The sequence below is a fragment of the Morganella psychrotolerans genome, from assembly GCF_965118875.1.
In the GTDB taxonomy this organism is placed as follows: Bacteria; Pseudomonadota; Gammaproteobacteria; order Enterobacterales; family Enterobacteriaceae; genus Morganella; species Morganella psychrotolerans_C.
This window is the reverse complement of record NZ_CBCPJD010000024.1, coordinates 1-15,243: the sequence shown is the minus strand read 5'-3', so window position 1 is coordinate 15,243 and position 15,243 is coordinate 1. Positions and strand designations below refer to the sequence as shown.

At 48.7% G+C, this 15,243-nt stretch carries 11 protein-coding genes; 4 read left to right on the top strand and 7 right to left on the bottom strand.

Annotated elements, in window-relative coordinates; genetic code table 11:
• Window positions 1–2 precede the first annotated feature (2 nt).
• From ACMHKJ_RS18230 to flgB, 7 genes are all read right to left on the bottom strand, one after another.
• On the bottom strand, window positions 3–752 hold the full coding sequence (locus ACMHKJ_RS18230) for a flagellar basal body L-ring protein FlgH (protein WP_413496175.1): 750 nt from the start codon (window positions 750–752) through the stop codon (window positions 3–5).
• A gap of 77 nt (window positions 753–829) precedes the next feature.
• Window positions 830–1,612 (bottom strand): flagellar basal-body rod protein FlgG, encoded by a 783-nt coding sequence (gene flgG, locus ACMHKJ_RS18225; RefSeq protein ID WP_067361527.1) that lies wholly within the window; start codon window positions 1,610–1,612, stop codon window positions 830–832.
• A 19-nt stretch (window positions 1,613–1,631) separates the two neighbouring features.
• Window positions 1,632–2,387 (bottom strand): flagellar basal body rod protein FlgF, encoded by a 756-nt coding sequence (locus ACMHKJ_RS18220; RefSeq protein ID WP_413496173.1) that lies wholly within the window; start codon window positions 2,385–2,387, stop codon window positions 1,632–1,634.
• A gap of 15 nt (window positions 2,388–2,402) precedes the next feature.
• Window positions 2,403–3,617 (bottom strand): flagellar hook protein FlgE, encoded by a 1,215-nt coding sequence (flgE, locus tag ACMHKJ_RS18215; RefSeq protein ID WP_413496172.1) that lies wholly within the window; start codon window positions 3,615–3,617, stop codon window positions 2,403–2,405.
• Between the two features lie 30 nt (window positions 3,618–3,647).
• Entirely contained in the window at window positions 3,648–4,460 is an 813-nt protein-coding gene (locus tag ACMHKJ_RS18210) for a flagellar hook assembly protein FlgD (RefSeq protein ID WP_413496170.1), read from the bottom strand.
• Between the two features lie 11 nt (window positions 4,461–4,471).
• On the bottom strand, window positions 4,472–4,876 hold the full coding sequence (flgC, locus tag ACMHKJ_RS18205) for a flagellar basal body rod protein FlgC (RefSeq protein WP_413496168.1): 405 nt from the start codon (window positions 4,874–4,876) through the stop codon (window positions 4,472–4,474).
• Between the two features lie 5 nt (window positions 4,877–4,881).
• Window positions 4,882–5,298 carry a flagellar basal body rod protein FlgB gene (gene flgB, locus ACMHKJ_RS18200; RefSeq protein WP_413496166.1) on the bottom strand — a complete coding sequence of 139 codons (417 nt, stop codon included), beginning with the start codon at window positions 5,296–5,298 and terminating at the stop codon, window positions 4,882–4,884.
• Window positions 5,299–5,549: 251 nt separating this feature from the next.
• Here flgB and flgA point away from each other — a divergent pair, with 251 nt between their 5' ends.
• The 4 genes from flgA to ACMHKJ_RS18180 all read left to right on the top strand — a co-directional run bounded on the left by flgA (window position 5,550) and on the right by ACMHKJ_RS18180 (window position 15,172).
• Window positions 5,550–6,206 carry a flagellar basal body P-ring formation chaperone FlgA gene (flgA, locus tag ACMHKJ_RS18195; RefSeq protein ID WP_413496164.1) on the top strand — a complete coding sequence of 219 codons (657 nt, stop codon included), beginning with the start codon at window positions 5,550–5,552 and terminating at the stop codon, window positions 6,204–6,206.
• Window positions 6,207–6,377: 171 nt separating this feature from the next.
• The gene (gene flgM / locus ACMHKJ_RS18190; protein ID WP_413496162.1) at window positions 6,378–6,698 is read left to right on the top strand and encodes a flagellar biosynthesis anti-sigma factor FlgM; all 321 of its coding nucleotides are present in this window, start codon (window positions 6,378–6,380) and stop codon (window positions 6,696–6,698) included.
• Entirely contained in the window at window positions 6,691–7,131 is a 441-nt protein-coding gene (locus tag ACMHKJ_RS18185; protein ID WP_413496160.1) for a flagella synthesis protein FlgN, read from the top strand. The genes flgM and ACMHKJ_RS18185 overlap by 8 nt, the downstream gene beginning before the upstream one ends.
• Before the next feature lie 538 nt (window positions 7,132–7,669).
• A complete protein-coding gene (locus ACMHKJ_RS18180) occupies window positions 7,670–15,172 on the top strand; it encodes a Tc toxin subunit A-related protein (protein ID WP_413496158.1) in 7,503 nt (2,500 codons plus the stop codon).
• The last annotated feature ends 71 nt before the right edge of the window (window positions 15,173–15,243 follow it).

Sequence of the window (15,243 nt, the reverse complement as noted above, 5' to 3'; positions counted from 1 at the left end):
GCTCAGTACGGTGATACATTCAGGAAGAAGCGCTGTAACCAGCCCATATTCTGCGATTCATTAATATAGCCATCGCCGACATACTCAATACGGGCATCTGCGACCTGAGTCGAGCTGACGCTGTTATCCGCACCTATTGTGCGCGGATTGACCACGCCGGAGAAACGGATAGATTCCGTTCCCTGATTGATAGCGATCCGTTTTTCACCCACAACATGCAGGTTGCCGTTTGCCAGAAGTTGATCCACCGTGACAGTAATCGTACCTTTAAAGGTGTTTTGTGCGTTTGCACCCCCTTTACCGGAAAATTCACTGTTGCCTTTCACATCCAGTTCAGTGTTACCGCCGCCGAGCCAGCCGCTCATAAAGCCCGGTAATATTGAGGCGAGGAACCCGGTTTTTCCGGCACGGTTTGCATTCGCGGAGGAGTTTTTACTGGCGCTGACATTTTCCTGCAAATTAATCGTCAGGATATCCCCGGTATTACGCGGACGTCTGTCCTCAAAAAGAGGCTGATAGCCGTAAAAAACCGGTTGCGCACTCTGAAAAATCGCACCGTTGGGTGCCGGAGCTGTCGGTGCCACCGGTAAGGCGGTTGTTTTCGTATCCACCAGGGGTTTTGGCTTGATGTAAGCACAGCCGCTGAGTGAAACAGCAATCACTGCCGCCGCCACCAGTCCGCGCCCGGAAACAGACAAGGCAGGAGAACTTGCGCAATCCTGCTGCTGTGGAACAATGCCGTTTTCAGTCATCTTTTTACTCTTGCTGTTCTGTGCGTGTCTCAGTAAAAAAGCCCTGTCCGCAATACATTCGCGGACAGGGCAGGGAATTACAGCTGAGTCAGACGTTGTAACATCTGGTCAGAGGCAGAAACCGCCTTACTGTTAATTTCATACGCGCGCTGAGTCTGGATCATATTCACCAGTTCTTCTGCAACGTTGACGTTGGAGGTCTCCACCATTCCCTGATAAATACGGCCGGCACCATTTGTTTCAGGCGCACTTTCAGTCGGCGCACCGGAACTGGCTGTTTCCATATACAGGTTTTCACCCATGCTTTCCAGGCCGGCGTCATTGATGAAAGTGGTCAGCGTGATTTGCCCGATCTGCTGTGGCTGACTCTCACCATACATGGTGACAGAGACAGTACCATCACGACCGATTTCCATCTTCTGAGCCCCTTCCGGGATCATAATGGCAGGCACAACCTGATAGCCGGATGATGTCACCAGCTGACCATTCTGGTCAGGATGCAGAGAGCCGTCGCGGGTATAGGCATCAGAGCCGTCAGGCATCTGAACATGGATAAAACCCTGCCCGCTGATAGCAATATCAGTCGAGGTGCCGGTTTTATTCAGACTACCCTGCTCGTGAATCCGCGTGGTCGCCACAGGACGAACACCCGTACCCAACTGCAGACCGGTCGGCAGAGAGGTTTGTTCGGAACTCAGCGCACCCGGCTGGCGGATGTTCTGATAAAGCAGATCTTCAAACACAGCACGCTGGCGTTTAAAACCATTGGTGCTGACGTTTGCCAGGTTGTTGGAAATCACATCCAGGTTAGTCTGCTGGGCTTCAAGCCCGGTTTTTGCAATCCATAATGAACGGATCATGGTAATTCCTTACTGAGTATTAACTTACAGCCAGCAGTTGATTCGCCCGCTGGGCATTTTCATCCGCGCTATGGACGACTTTCATCTGCATCTCAAAATGACGTGCGTTGGCAATCATCTCGACCATCGCCTGCGCCGGATTGACATTACTGCCTTCCAGAACACCCGCCATAACCTTGCCTCGTTCACTCATCGGCAATGCGTTGCCGTTCGTGTTACGGGCAAGCGGTGTCAGATGAAACAGTCCGTCTTCACCGCGCAGAACATCCTGCGGCTTCGCTTCCACCACTTTCAGACGACCAATCTGTCCGAGCATCGTCGGCGGATCGGTCGGAATGAGAGCTGTAATGGTTCCGTCGCCGCCGATAGTAAGCTGTGCATGTGGCGGAACATCAATCGCCCCGCCGTCGCCCTGTAACAGATTCTCACCCAGCATCAGCTGACCATCGGCTGAAACCTGAATATTTCCGTTACGCGTATATGCTTCGTCACCGCCCGGCAGTGCAACGGCCAGAAAATGTCCGTCGTTAAGCGCCACATCCATTGATCGCCCGGTATAATTGAGCGGTCCCTGACTCATGTCCGCCCCGGGTGTTGAGGAAACCACCAGTGTCCGGGTTTGTTCCGTGTCACCATTGACAGGCACCGCGCGCATTGCTGATAACTGCGCTTTAAACCCGGACGTTGAGACGTTGGCAATATTGTTCGAGACAATGGCCTGATTTTCCAGCGCATGCTTAGCGCCGCCCATTGCCGTATAAATGACGTGATCCATGACCGCTCCCTATACTCAGCGTAAGTTAACCAATGTTTGCAGCATCTGATCCTGCGTTTTGATGGTCTGGGAGTTGGACTGATAGTTACGCTGCATAACAATCATATTGATCAGTTCCTGGCTCATATCCACGTTGGATGCTTCGAGCGCACCACCGGTCAGGTTACCGAACTGACCTGTTCCCGGTACGCCGTCCATCGGGTTACCTGAGGCATTCGTTGCTTTCCAGACGTTACCGCCCTGTGAAGCAAGTCCGTTCGGGTTAGCAAATGAAGACAGTGCCATTTTGCCGACAGTACGTTTCTGCTGGTTTGAATAGCTGGCAGTAATTGTGCCGTCGTTTTCGATTTTAAAGTTGGTGTATTCACCAGACTGATAACCATCCACGTCAATTTTGCTGACGGATGATTCAGTGACTTTCTGCTGACGGGTTTTGTTCAGGCTCAGATCAATCGTACCGGGATCAGCACCGTTTAATCCTTTATAAGCGACTGTAAAATCGGCAGTACCTTTCAGTTTACCGTTACCGTCAAACTCCATAGCGCCCAGATTCTGAATTGCCGATGTTTTATCAGTACTGTCCTTTGCCTTAACATCCCATTTGTTATCCGCTGTTTTCACAAAGTAAACAGCAATTTCATGGGTATTACCCTGACTGTCATAGCTGGTCATCGTGGTACTGAAGTTGTAACTGTCCGGATTGTCAGGGTCGAACGTGGTAACAGTCGGTGCCTTGTCATCAGAGTTCAGGTTAATGGTTAATTCACCTTTGGCTGATGCTTTTGCATCCATCATATCCGTCGGGATATTCAGCGTCTGTGGTATACCACCGGTCTGGATAGTTGCATTGCCGTTAGCATCCATTCCTGCCGGAAAACCACTGACCATCATGCCCTGGTTATTCACCAGATTACCGCTTTTGTCGCGGTGGAACTCACCGTCACGGCTGTAAACCACATCGCCGTTGGTATCCAGTAAACGGAAAAAACCGTTACCGGAAATCGCCACATCTGTTGCGCGATCAGTACGGGTAATGGAACCATCTTTAAAGTTCTGGGAAATCGCCGCAACATTTACCCCCAGCCCCACACCGGAGCCTGCAAACATATCGGAGAAAGAGGCATGTGCGCCTTTAAAACCGTTGGTTGCTGAGTTGGCAATATTGTTACCTATCGAGTCAAGCCCCGATGAAGCGGCATTCAGACCGCTGACTGCTTGTGAAAAAGACATGTCACCTCCATGACAATTAGATTTAAATAATTACAGATAAAACTTATAAACTTCGCTCAGGAGAATAGTGTTACCGATTCCGACATCCAGCACAGGAGCTCCCAGATTGGTAGTCACACCATTCACATGAACCATTTTCAGTTTATGTATAAGTTTGTCAGATATTTTTTCGCCTTTGAAACTCGCGGTAACGTCAAAAGTAAACGTGCCTTTTGTCTCTTTTACTAATTCACCGGCGTCATTACGTCCATCCCAATACAGATCATAAATATCTGCTTTGCTTTCTTTATCAATAGTAATATTTCTGACAATTCCTTTATTTGCATCACGAATAGTAATGTCGATTTTGTCAGCCGTTTTTTCGGTAAAGAAACCAAATGGCGTTGATACATAACCACTGGATAAATCACCAGCCTCGTCATCTTTGCTCTCTGATAATCCGGAAATGTCATTTTCCGGGTTATCGGTAGTCACTATGAATTTGGTTTCATTTATGAACGATTTATCATTACTGACAGGCGCCAGGATCAGTTCATTCCCGGGTATTAAAATATCTTTTCCGATAAGCTGAGTGGCCTGTAATGCCTGAGTTCCCTGAATTTGCTGCGAGATAAAAGTGACGTTTTCGTTGAGCTTATTCATACTCTCAAGTGATGCAATTTGCGCTAATTGGCTGGTAAGATCCGTGTTATCCATTGGTTTGGTCGGATCCTGATTCTGCATCTGCGTGACAATCATCTGCAAAAACGTATCCCGCATATCGTCGCTCTGATTTTTTTTCGGCTTTTGCTGAGTATTAATATCGTTATTCGTTGGTTCATTGTTCGTGGCATTAATTCCCATGATTTACTCCGTTACTGCCCCAGCGTTAGTGTTTTCTGCAACAGGGTTTTCGCGGTATTCATCACTTCCAGGTTCGCCTGGTAGCTGCGGGATGCTGAAATGGTGTTGATCATTTCACCAACGGTATCCACATTCGGCATACGCACGTAGCCTTTTTCATCTGCCAGCGGGTGACCGGGTTTGTATTCAAGACGGGGTTCTGCCGGGTCTTCAATCAGTTGACTGACTTTTACCCCGCCGATGTCATAACGCCCCTGCGGTGAGGTCTGAAACACCACCTGCTTCGCACGGTACGGTTCACCATCCGGGCCCGCCACACTTTCTGCGTTCGCCATATTGCTCGCACTGACATTGAGACGCTGCGACTGTGCGGTTAATGCTGATGCGGAAATATCAAAAATACTCAGTAATCCCATGCGGATTATCCTTGCTGTAAGACAGCCAGCATGCTTTTCACGCGGCTGTTTATAAATGTCAGGTCGGCCTGATATTTCAGGGTGTTATCAGCAAACTGGCTGCGCTCGACATCCATATCCACGGTATTGCCGTCCATAGATGTCTGATACGGAACGCGGTATTTCAGATCAACCGCAGAAGGTACTGCTGCTCCCTGCCCGCTGATATGCCCTTTCGCAGTGACCGCCATTGTCAGTCCGCCGCTTTTGGCTGTGCCGTTATTCATTGCTTGTTTCAGCTGATGGCTGAAATCAATATCCCGCGCCTGATAGCCCGGGGTATCCGCATTGGCGATATTGGATGCCAGCACAGTCTGACGGTTTTCACGCAATGAAAGCGCCTGCTGCGAAAACGCAAACGTGGCATTTAACTTATCAAGCATGTCTGTCCTCAATTGATATGGAACGCCTGTTTTAGTGGTAGCTATATTAGCCGCCCCTGAAAAATTCAAATGGCAGGATAAACGTGAAATAACCGGGCTATTTACCGGATTCAACGATATTGAAAGTGCGTAAACTGCGGACATCAAAAATGGGCTGATTGACTATACCCAACGTCATTCAGGATGCAGGCGGGCTTTGCCCGGCCAACAAACCTGCTGTTTGAAGGAATAAGGGTATATGAGGAAAAAGTATGTCTCTCCGTTACCGTAAATTACTCATCAGCGGTTTACTGGTATTTTCCGCCTCTGCACAGGCCGCATTACCGGAGGATATCAATCAGTATTTCCGCCTGTTACACCCGGAGCCGCTGAAAGTGTCAATAGAGATAAAAACACCTATTGACCGCTGGCCAGAATGTAAAAAACCGGTGTTACAATTACCAGCCGGCGGGCGTAATACGGGTAATGTGTCACTTCCCGTTCTATGCGGAAAAAAACGCACATTTATTCAGCTGACCGTCAATGTCACCGGACAATATTACGTTGCCACCAGACAAATAATGCGCGGCGAAACTATTCAGTTTGTGGATATCGGCGTAAAACGGGGCTTATTACATAAGTTACCTGCGGGCACAGTAACCGATAAAGTTGCACTGCGCGGGGGAACAGCCTTGCGTAATATTGAGGCCGGACAGACCTATGTCAGTTCAATGTACCGTCAGCCCTGGGCAATTAAATCCGGACAAAATGTATTTGTTGTGGCAGACGGTGACAATTTTTCGGTAAAATACGAAGGGCGCGCCATCAATAATGCAGCAACGGGTGCCACAATCCGGGTGCGTCTGGTTAACGGACAAGTCGTCAGCGGTGAAGCACTTGAGAACGGCAGTGTAAAAGTATCACTTTAGCTATATGCCCAACGTCATTCAGAATACAGGCTGAGCGTAGCCAATGAACCTGCGGTTTGAATGAATAAGGGTATAAATTTAGGTATAAAGTTTCAGATAAGATTGCCGATATGTAGTGAGTATAAGGGAGACACCCTCAATCACCGCAGATCGGGAATAAGGAAAATAAATATGGCAATTGAGCAAACATCCGCGATTTCAGCACTAACTAAAGTGACTAACCGCGACCCGAAAGAAATGACCGCGGCACCGCGTGATAAAAAAATTCAGACTGCTGAAACCGTCCGCGAGAGTGCATTTTCACCAAGTGAAATTCAGAAACAACTGCTGGCACCGAATAAAAATGACATCAATACGGTAAAAGTCGCTGAGATAAAACAAGCCCTGAAAGACGGTACGCTGCGTATGGACGCCGGTAAAATTGCTGATGGTATCCTGCGTGATGCACATGAATGCATGTTATCAATAAACAGTGCTGATAAAGATGACTGAACAACTTCTGCCGCTGCTTGAGCAACAACTCTCTCATTTACAATCACTGCATCAGGTGATGAAGAATGAGGAGTTGTTACTTGGCTATGCGCGCGTTCCGCAATCTGCGTATCAGGAAACAACGGAACAAAAACGGTTTCTGGTGGCCGCCATCGGTCACAATGAAACCCACCGCCTGCAACTTGAGCAGGGATCCGGTATATGCCCGCCCTATGAGGACGATGAAGGTATTCATTTTGTCTGGAACAGCATTAAAGATCTTACCATCATGCTCAAAGAGATGAATTACCGCAACCATCAGATGCTGAAACTGCACATGCAGCTTAATCAGGAGCGACTGGATTTTATGAAGAAACATAATAATCAGGCGACTTATGGTGCTGATGGTCAGGAATCCGGCAGCCGACTGCTGGGTAAAAAAATTATTGTCTGATAATTAACTGCCTTATCTCCGGCAGTTAATTATTTTATTTTGATATTCCCTATCCCTTATCTCTGTTCCCGTTCTCACTTATATTCTCTGATCAGTCCTGCATCAGTCTTTGCGTCCATGCCGTTAACAAGCTCTGTATCTTAATCTTAGTACAGCGCCCTACAGTCTTATACTTACTCATTTAAAATACGGGTTCGTTGACTGCCGCCTGCCTGCATCCTGAATAACATTGGGTATACAGCTTAGCCTATATAAAAATAATGATTCATACTTTAAATCTATTACTCCCCATGGGAAACAAAATTAGTTATATGTTAAAAATCAAATAAATAAAAAATACATCGCAAAATCAGCACATCATGTCAATGGTTTTATTTGACTCTTTTCCCATAGTCGATAAATATGAAATTAAGTTATATATTCTGAAAAAACACAATTACTCTGCGGTGTAAATCTTCTTATTTGCCATTTTTCAGGATATTAACTCAATAAAACAGTCAACGTTATGTAAATTTCATATTTATAAGGTATATCATTAATGGAAAAAGTAACGAGAGCCCTTGAAAAGCTGAACCTGAATTACAGCGACCAACAGATAACCCTGGCAGATCTTATGCCCCTTTCCCTTGCCGAAGTCCGGAACATGGCAGGCAGCCGTTTGTCCCGCGAAGAAGCGCAATTACTTCAGCGCGCCGCAGTGAAAGAAAAACAGAACAACATTCTGTATACCGCCCGTGCGCTGACCCGCGCCAACCCGCTGCTGAGAAAAGAGATGGGCGTTGCCCGCCATCACGGTGCCGCTCCGTATGGCTATGATGACATTATCATGCCGCGCGCGGATGAATTTGCCGCCCCGGGTGCGGTTTCTTCCATGTTCTCCCCCGCCGGTTATCTGACAGAGCTTTACCGTGAAGCCCGTCGTTTGCATCAGAACGGCAGTTCGAACAACCTGGACACACGCCGTCCTGACCTGGCAAAACTGACGCTGACCCAGGAAAATCTGGATAAAGAAATCTCCACTCTGTCACTGGCCAATGATCAGCTGGAAACGGCGCTGATGGCAAAAGCCGGTTTGAGTGAGAAAACCAAATACTATGAAAGCCTGGCGACCTCCCGCCACAGTGGTGTCACGCCGTATAACGCGCCGTTTGAGCGCGTGCGTGAAGCCCTGGCACAGCAGAGTTTTTCTCTGTCGGACAATGTTCTGAGCAAAGGTGCGGACTCTGCTGCACAGCTTGCGCTGGCCGCCGGTATTTCACCGGAGCTGTATGCCATTCTGACGGAAACAATTGATGGGTTAAGTGAGGCTGAAACAGAAGCACTGCTGAAGAAAAACTTCCCGGGTGTGGATACCGACAGCCTGATGAACCTTGATGCACTGGCCAATTATTATGGGCTGCCGAGGGATGAAATTCAGGCATTAACGGGAATAGACTTTAGTGACTACATCGATTTATTAAACTTTCCGTCCGGTTCATCACTGAAAGATACACGCAATCTGTACGGAAAAAATAAAACACAGAGAATAAAAGCAAAGAACGCAGGCAGTGATATCCTTTATACATTGACACACACCGAGCTGAAGACGGAAAGCTCACAATTCGCAAATTTCGAATATATTGACCTTATTCCGCTGGATAATAACCAATTCTATATTAATTTCAGTGTAAGTAATATATACGACCACGGCAATGCTGACGGTCTATATATCGGAATCCGGTCACCAACCTCATCTAATTATCCGACAGATCTTTATGTAGATAGTACAGTGAAAATGGAAGAAGGAAAACACTACAGCATCCCGGTAACCATTAATGCCGAAATAATACCAAAAATCACCATTTCGGTTTACACCAAAGTTCACTCTGCCTGGTATGGACACAGTACATTTGCTATCACCAAAACACGCGCTTCTTTACTGCCCCTCCTCAACAAAACCCTGCACCTGGCAAAAGCCACCGGTATGACCCCGCTGGAAACCCAACGTGCATTAGCCCGCCTGAAACTGAAAGACACCGATTCAGACGCTACTATACTGCACCGCGTCTGTGAATTCCTGCTCTACCGTAAGCGCTACAATATCAGCACTGATGATGCCTTAATCCTGAGTGGTGCGACTATCAGTACCGTCAGCTATGACGGCCAGCTCAGCCAGTTTGACCGCCTGTTTAATAACCCGCCACTCAACGGGGTAACCTATACGTTAGGCGGTAATGATATTCCGATGGAACCGGATGCACAAGACTCACGTCGTGAAGTTCTGAAACGCGCTTTCCGGGTGGATAACACCGGGCTGTGGCAGATTTTTGATATCACAGACCGCGATGACGACAATAAAAAAGATCGCAATAACATTGAAAACCTCAGTGATCTGTTATTGGTTCGTTTGCTGGCCGATGTGCATAACCTGACAGTCGCACAACTGGATGCCCTGCTGCGGGTTTCGCCTTACCTCACAACCGATATTTATCGGATAACAGACCAAAAACGCCGGGAACTGATGACCTTCCTGTATCAGACCACCCAATGGCTGAATGCACAGAATATCACTGTTGAACAGTTGGTTATGTTGCTGACAACAGACGCCCCAACTGTACCGACCAAAGAGATGAACTCCCTGCTTGATGCCCTGCGTAACGGCGGTATTGTCAGCACTGATGCGCAGACATTACGCACTACCATGGCGCCGGTGATTGCCGCCGCCATGCAGATGGAAAGCCCGGAACAGGGGGAAGCCCTGCTGCACTGGCTGGATAATAACCACCCTGATAGCGTGCCGGTGACAAACGATATCTGGCCGCTTATCACCACAGAAAAACCGTCTGCCGATCAGCAGAAAAAAATCGCCGCCTGGTGTCAGGCACTGGCACAACGTGTGCTGGCTATCCGTACTTTTGCCTTTAGTGGTACTGAACTTCAGGTGCTGTCACAAAGTGCGCCGGCAAACAGTATTGCCGCACTGCGTGAAATCAGTGATTTCCATAACCTGATTAACCGCTGTGGCGAACAGGCCGGTACAGTACTGGATGCACTGCAAAGCAGTACCCTGACTGTCGCCATTCTGGCAAAAGCACTGAATATATCTGAGTATGTGATTACCCAGGCACTGACACAGGCCGGGCAGAAACCTGAGCTGACTACATGGCAACAGTTAGCCACATTGCCCGCACGGCTGGATTTGGCAGACATCCTTCATATCACCCCGAAAGATATCACCAATCTGCTGACAGTGTCTGAAAATGCGACACCTTCCTATGCAGACCTCACCACCCTCTCCGGGCTGTTACAGGCCGGTCTGAACAAACAGCAGACAGCACAGCTGCAAAACCAGTCGGAGCCGCGCCTTAGTGAAGCCCTCAGCGGGGAGTACCGTGTTCGCATCATGGGTAAACCGCTGGCGAACCGTGATGATATCTGGCGTAATCTGCTGATTGACGGCAAAGTCAGTGCCGCCATTACCACCACACGGCTGGCGGATGCGATTGCCGGTATTCAGCTCTATATCAACCGCACCCTTGCCGGTGATGAGCCGGGAGCGGAAAGCGCCGTGCTTGGGCGGCAGTTCTTTAAAGACTGGGATACCTATAATAAACGCTACAGCACCTGGGCAGGTGTATCTCAGTTAGTTTATTACCCGGAAAACTTCATTGACCCGACTATCCGCGTCGGTCAGACCGGGATGATGAACACCATGCTGGAGCAGCTTTCTCAGAGTGAACTCAACAGCGATACCCTGGAAAATGGTTTCCGCCAGTACCTCACTGCCTTTGAACAGGTCGCTAACCTGACCGTGGTCAGCGGTTATCATGATGCGGTTGATATTGATGAAGGTAATACCTGGTTTATCGGTACCAGCCAGACCGAGCCTAAAAAATACTACTGGCGTAAGGTGGATCACAGTAAATGTAAAAACGGCCACTTTGCGGCGAATGCCTGGAGTGACTGGAAAGAAATTACCTGTGCGGTGAATCCGTATCAGGATATGATCCGTCCGGTGATTTTCCGTTCACGTCTGTATCTGTTATGGGTTGAAGAACAGGTGCGGAAAGCTGACGACGGTAAAGAAGACATTTCATCTTACACCCTGAAACTGACCCATATTAAATATGATAGCAGTTGGGCTTCGCCGTTCAGTTATGATGTTACTTCAGAGTTCAACGAACTGTCGAAAGGAGAACGGAATAAGAGCTTGTATTGTGCAGCAAACGAAACACAGGGAATACTCTCCGTCGCCTGTTATGAAAATCCTGAAAAAGCGGTATTACCGAATGAGACTTTTTTTGGACTGAATATTCAGGCTGATATGACCAGAACCAAATCATTGGGTCTGCGTGATACATTAACATTAGTCATATCACAGTTAAATACTGCCGGCCAGCACCGTATTAATTTCCCGCAAAAAAACAACTATTCCCTGACTATTACACCTGAAGAGCAAGTGGGCAGTGAGCAACTGAAGACTAACCTTGTCCTGAAAGATTATGACATTTACAAGGACGGTGATAAATACAATCTCTTTGTAAATCCCACTATAGAAACTACGACTAATATTACCTCTATGCCGGTAATACTACAGCGGTTATTTGTAGAACATAATCTAAAGGAACCAAATCATTACAGGTTATATCAATCAGAAACGGCCACCATCACATCCGAACAAAATTTATTACCCAAAGGAAACTATACTTTTCATTTTATTAGTAGAGACGTAATTGATACTGGTTATATTTTTCTGAGTATCCCGTTCGGAAGAAATCCACCAGCTTTTGCTAAATCTATTTATATTAGTATCGTTGGCTCTGAAGGCGCAGATATCGAAAAATTACAGTGGGAAGGTAGTGATCAGGAAAATCACTATTATTCCCTAAAAAGTATCAAAAACAGACTGTCGGGCATTACAGAATATTGGCTGAGAACATCTGCTCATCAAAGCGATGACATTGGTAAATTACAGGTCAGCACCCCGCGACTAATTTTGAATAATGCTCTCAGTATACCGATCACAATAGGTGTTTATCATAACAATGATGTCGTTCTGGAACTATCCCGTAAGGCCGCTGATTTCCTTTATGATGTATCTAACGACAATGGTAAATTACTATCAAAGTACGCTTTCGGTAACCAGGTACTGGATATAACGAATTTGGTCAAAGACTCTCAGTTGAATTTATCCGTAAAAATTAGTCAGGGTAAATATACTGCTACTGAGATATACGGAAGCCGTAATTACAACTGGCATATTGATCTTGCGAAGGATAAAGCTGAGAAAACTGCTAAGATAATCTCCCTGCACACCACCGCAGACGGCGCCCAGTATATGGAATGGGATGCTTACCGCACCCGCCTGAACACCCTGTTTGCCCGTCAGTTAATTGAGCGTGCCAACCGCGGGATTGAGGCGGTACTGTCACCGGAAACCCAGAACCTGCGTGAACCGAAACCGGGACAGGGTACTTATGTCACACTGACACTAAAACCGTATAATAAAGAAATTCACGGCACTGACCGGAAATTTACACTTTATTGCGGTGATATTTTCTCCGGGGGAGACAAATTTCCGGTTTACAGTGGCACACTCAGTGTTGCCGGTAATACAGTGATAAAACTGTTTATTCCGCGAATGGACGCCGCACATGGCGAAAAAGACAATCTATATCTCAACGCTGAATACCAGAAACAAACCACAAACTGGATCCGGTTGCACCGCACCACTGCCGATAAAGATAATCCGCATGGCTGGACATTTGATAAAGACTATAAAAGCGGCACGTTCCCCGGCCTCGAATCCGTCTCCGGCCTGTCACAGCCCGATGAACCCATGGACTTCAGCGGCGCCAATGCCCTCTATTTCTGGGAACTGTTTTATTACACCCCGATGATGGTCGCCATGCGCCTGTTGCAGGAGCAGAACTTCACTGAAGCCAACCGCTGGTTAAGCTATATCTGGCAGCCTGCTGCAAGCGGTGCCGGTGACTGGCGGGTACGTCCGCTGAAAGAAGATACGTCCTGGAACGCCGACCCGCTGGATTCGGTTGACCCGGATGCGGTCGCACAAAATGACCCGATGCACTATAAAGTCAGCACGCTGATGAAACTGCTCGACCTGATCCTTGCCCGTGGTGACAGTGCTTACCGCATGTTGGAGCGCGATACCCTTAATGAAGCGAAAATGTGGTATATGCAGGCACTCGGTTTACTGGGTGATAAACCACTGACCGTCATCAGCAGTGCCTGGGGTAACCCGGCACTGGGCAACGCCGCTGACGGCACACAGGCAAAACAGTATCACGATGAAATCAGCCGCATCCGCAGCGGTGGCATACTGCCGGAAACCCGCACCGCCAATACCCTGACCGGCGTGTTCCTGCCGCAGCAGAATGAAAAACTGCTCGGCTACTGGCAGACTCTGGAAATGCGCCTGTTTAATCTGCGCAATAACCTGTCAATAGATGGTCAGCCGCTCTCTCTGCCAATCTTTGCCGCACCGGCAGATCCGGCCGCCCTGCTCAGTGCCGCCGCTGCCGCCTCCGGCGGAAGCAAAGCCTTACCGTCTGCCGCCATTCCGGCAATGCGCTTCCCGCAGGCACTGGAAAGCGCCCGTTCGCTGACCGGGCAACTGATGCAATTTGGTTCAACACTCCAGGGGCTGATTGAGCGTCAGGATGCGGAAGCCATGAGTGAGTTGCTGCAAAACCAGGCCGGTGAGCTGATGCTCTCTTCCCTGCGTATGCAGGCACAAACTCTCGCCGAACTGGATGCAGAGAAAAACGTACTGGAGCAGAGCCGTGCCGGCGCACAGTCCCGCTTTGACAGTTACCGCAACCTGTATGACGAAAATGTCAGCGCGGCTGAACAGCGGACCATGGATCTGTATCTCTCCTCCTCTGTGATGAATACCACCAGCGATGTACTGTATATGGCCGCTGCTGCTGCGGATATGGCACCTAATGTCTTCGGTCTGGCCGTGGGCGGCAGCCGCTGGGGTGGTATTCCGAAAGCCATTGGTATGGGGATCGGGCTTGCCGCCACGGCGACTAAAATCACCGCGGATAATATCAGCCAGTCTGAAGCATGGCGCCGCCGCCGTCAGGAATGGGAAATCCAGAAAAATAATGCGGAATCTGACGTCAGACAGATTGATGCACAGCTGGACGCCCTGATTGTGCGCCGCACGGCAACAGACATGCAGCGTGAACATCTGGAAATACAGCAGGCGCAGACACAGGCACAACTGGAGTTCCTGCAACGCAAATTCAGCAACAAAGCCCTCTACAGCTGGCTGCGCGGACGTCTGGCATCCATCTATTACCGCTTCTACGACCTGACGGCTGCCCGCTGCATGATGGCGGAAAAAGCTTACGAATGGCAGACCGGTGAAACCACCCGCTACATCAAACCGGGCGCATGGCAGAGCAGTAACGCCGGGCTGATGGCCGGAGAATCTCTGCTGCTGAACCTGACCGAGATGGAGCAGGCATGGCTGAAATGGGATTGCCGTGTACTTGAGGTCACCCGTACCGTTTCCCTGAATAAAGTGTACAAGGGATATGAATCACCTGTTATCCTGGCTGATGCAATCGCCGATCTGCTCAAAAGCAGTGGTTCCGGCAGTACGCCGGCATCAACCGGACTGTCCATGACCAAAGATGGACAGTTGCATGCCGCGTTCAATCTGAGTGCGCTGAATATCATGAAGAACTATCCTTCCTCACTGGGTGAAACACGCCGTATCAAACAGATCAGTGTGACCTTACCGGCACTGGCCGGTCCGTATCAGGATGTGCGCGCCGTACTCAGTTACGGCGGTGGTGAGAAACTGGCGAAAGGCTGTAAAGCCATTGCCGTTTCCCACGGGATGAATGACAGCGGTCAGTTTCAGCTCGATTTCAATGACGGCCGCTGGCTGCCGTTTGAAGGTATCCCGGTGAATGATAATAACAGCCTGACCCTGAGCTTCCCGGAAGCAACAGATGATGAGCAGAAAGCATTGCTGCTCACTCTGAGCGATATTATCGTCCATATCCGTTACACCATCCGTTAATTTTTGTCCTTATCCGGGCGGCCTCCGGGCTGCCCGTTCAGGAGTCTATTATGCAACATTCAGACAATATC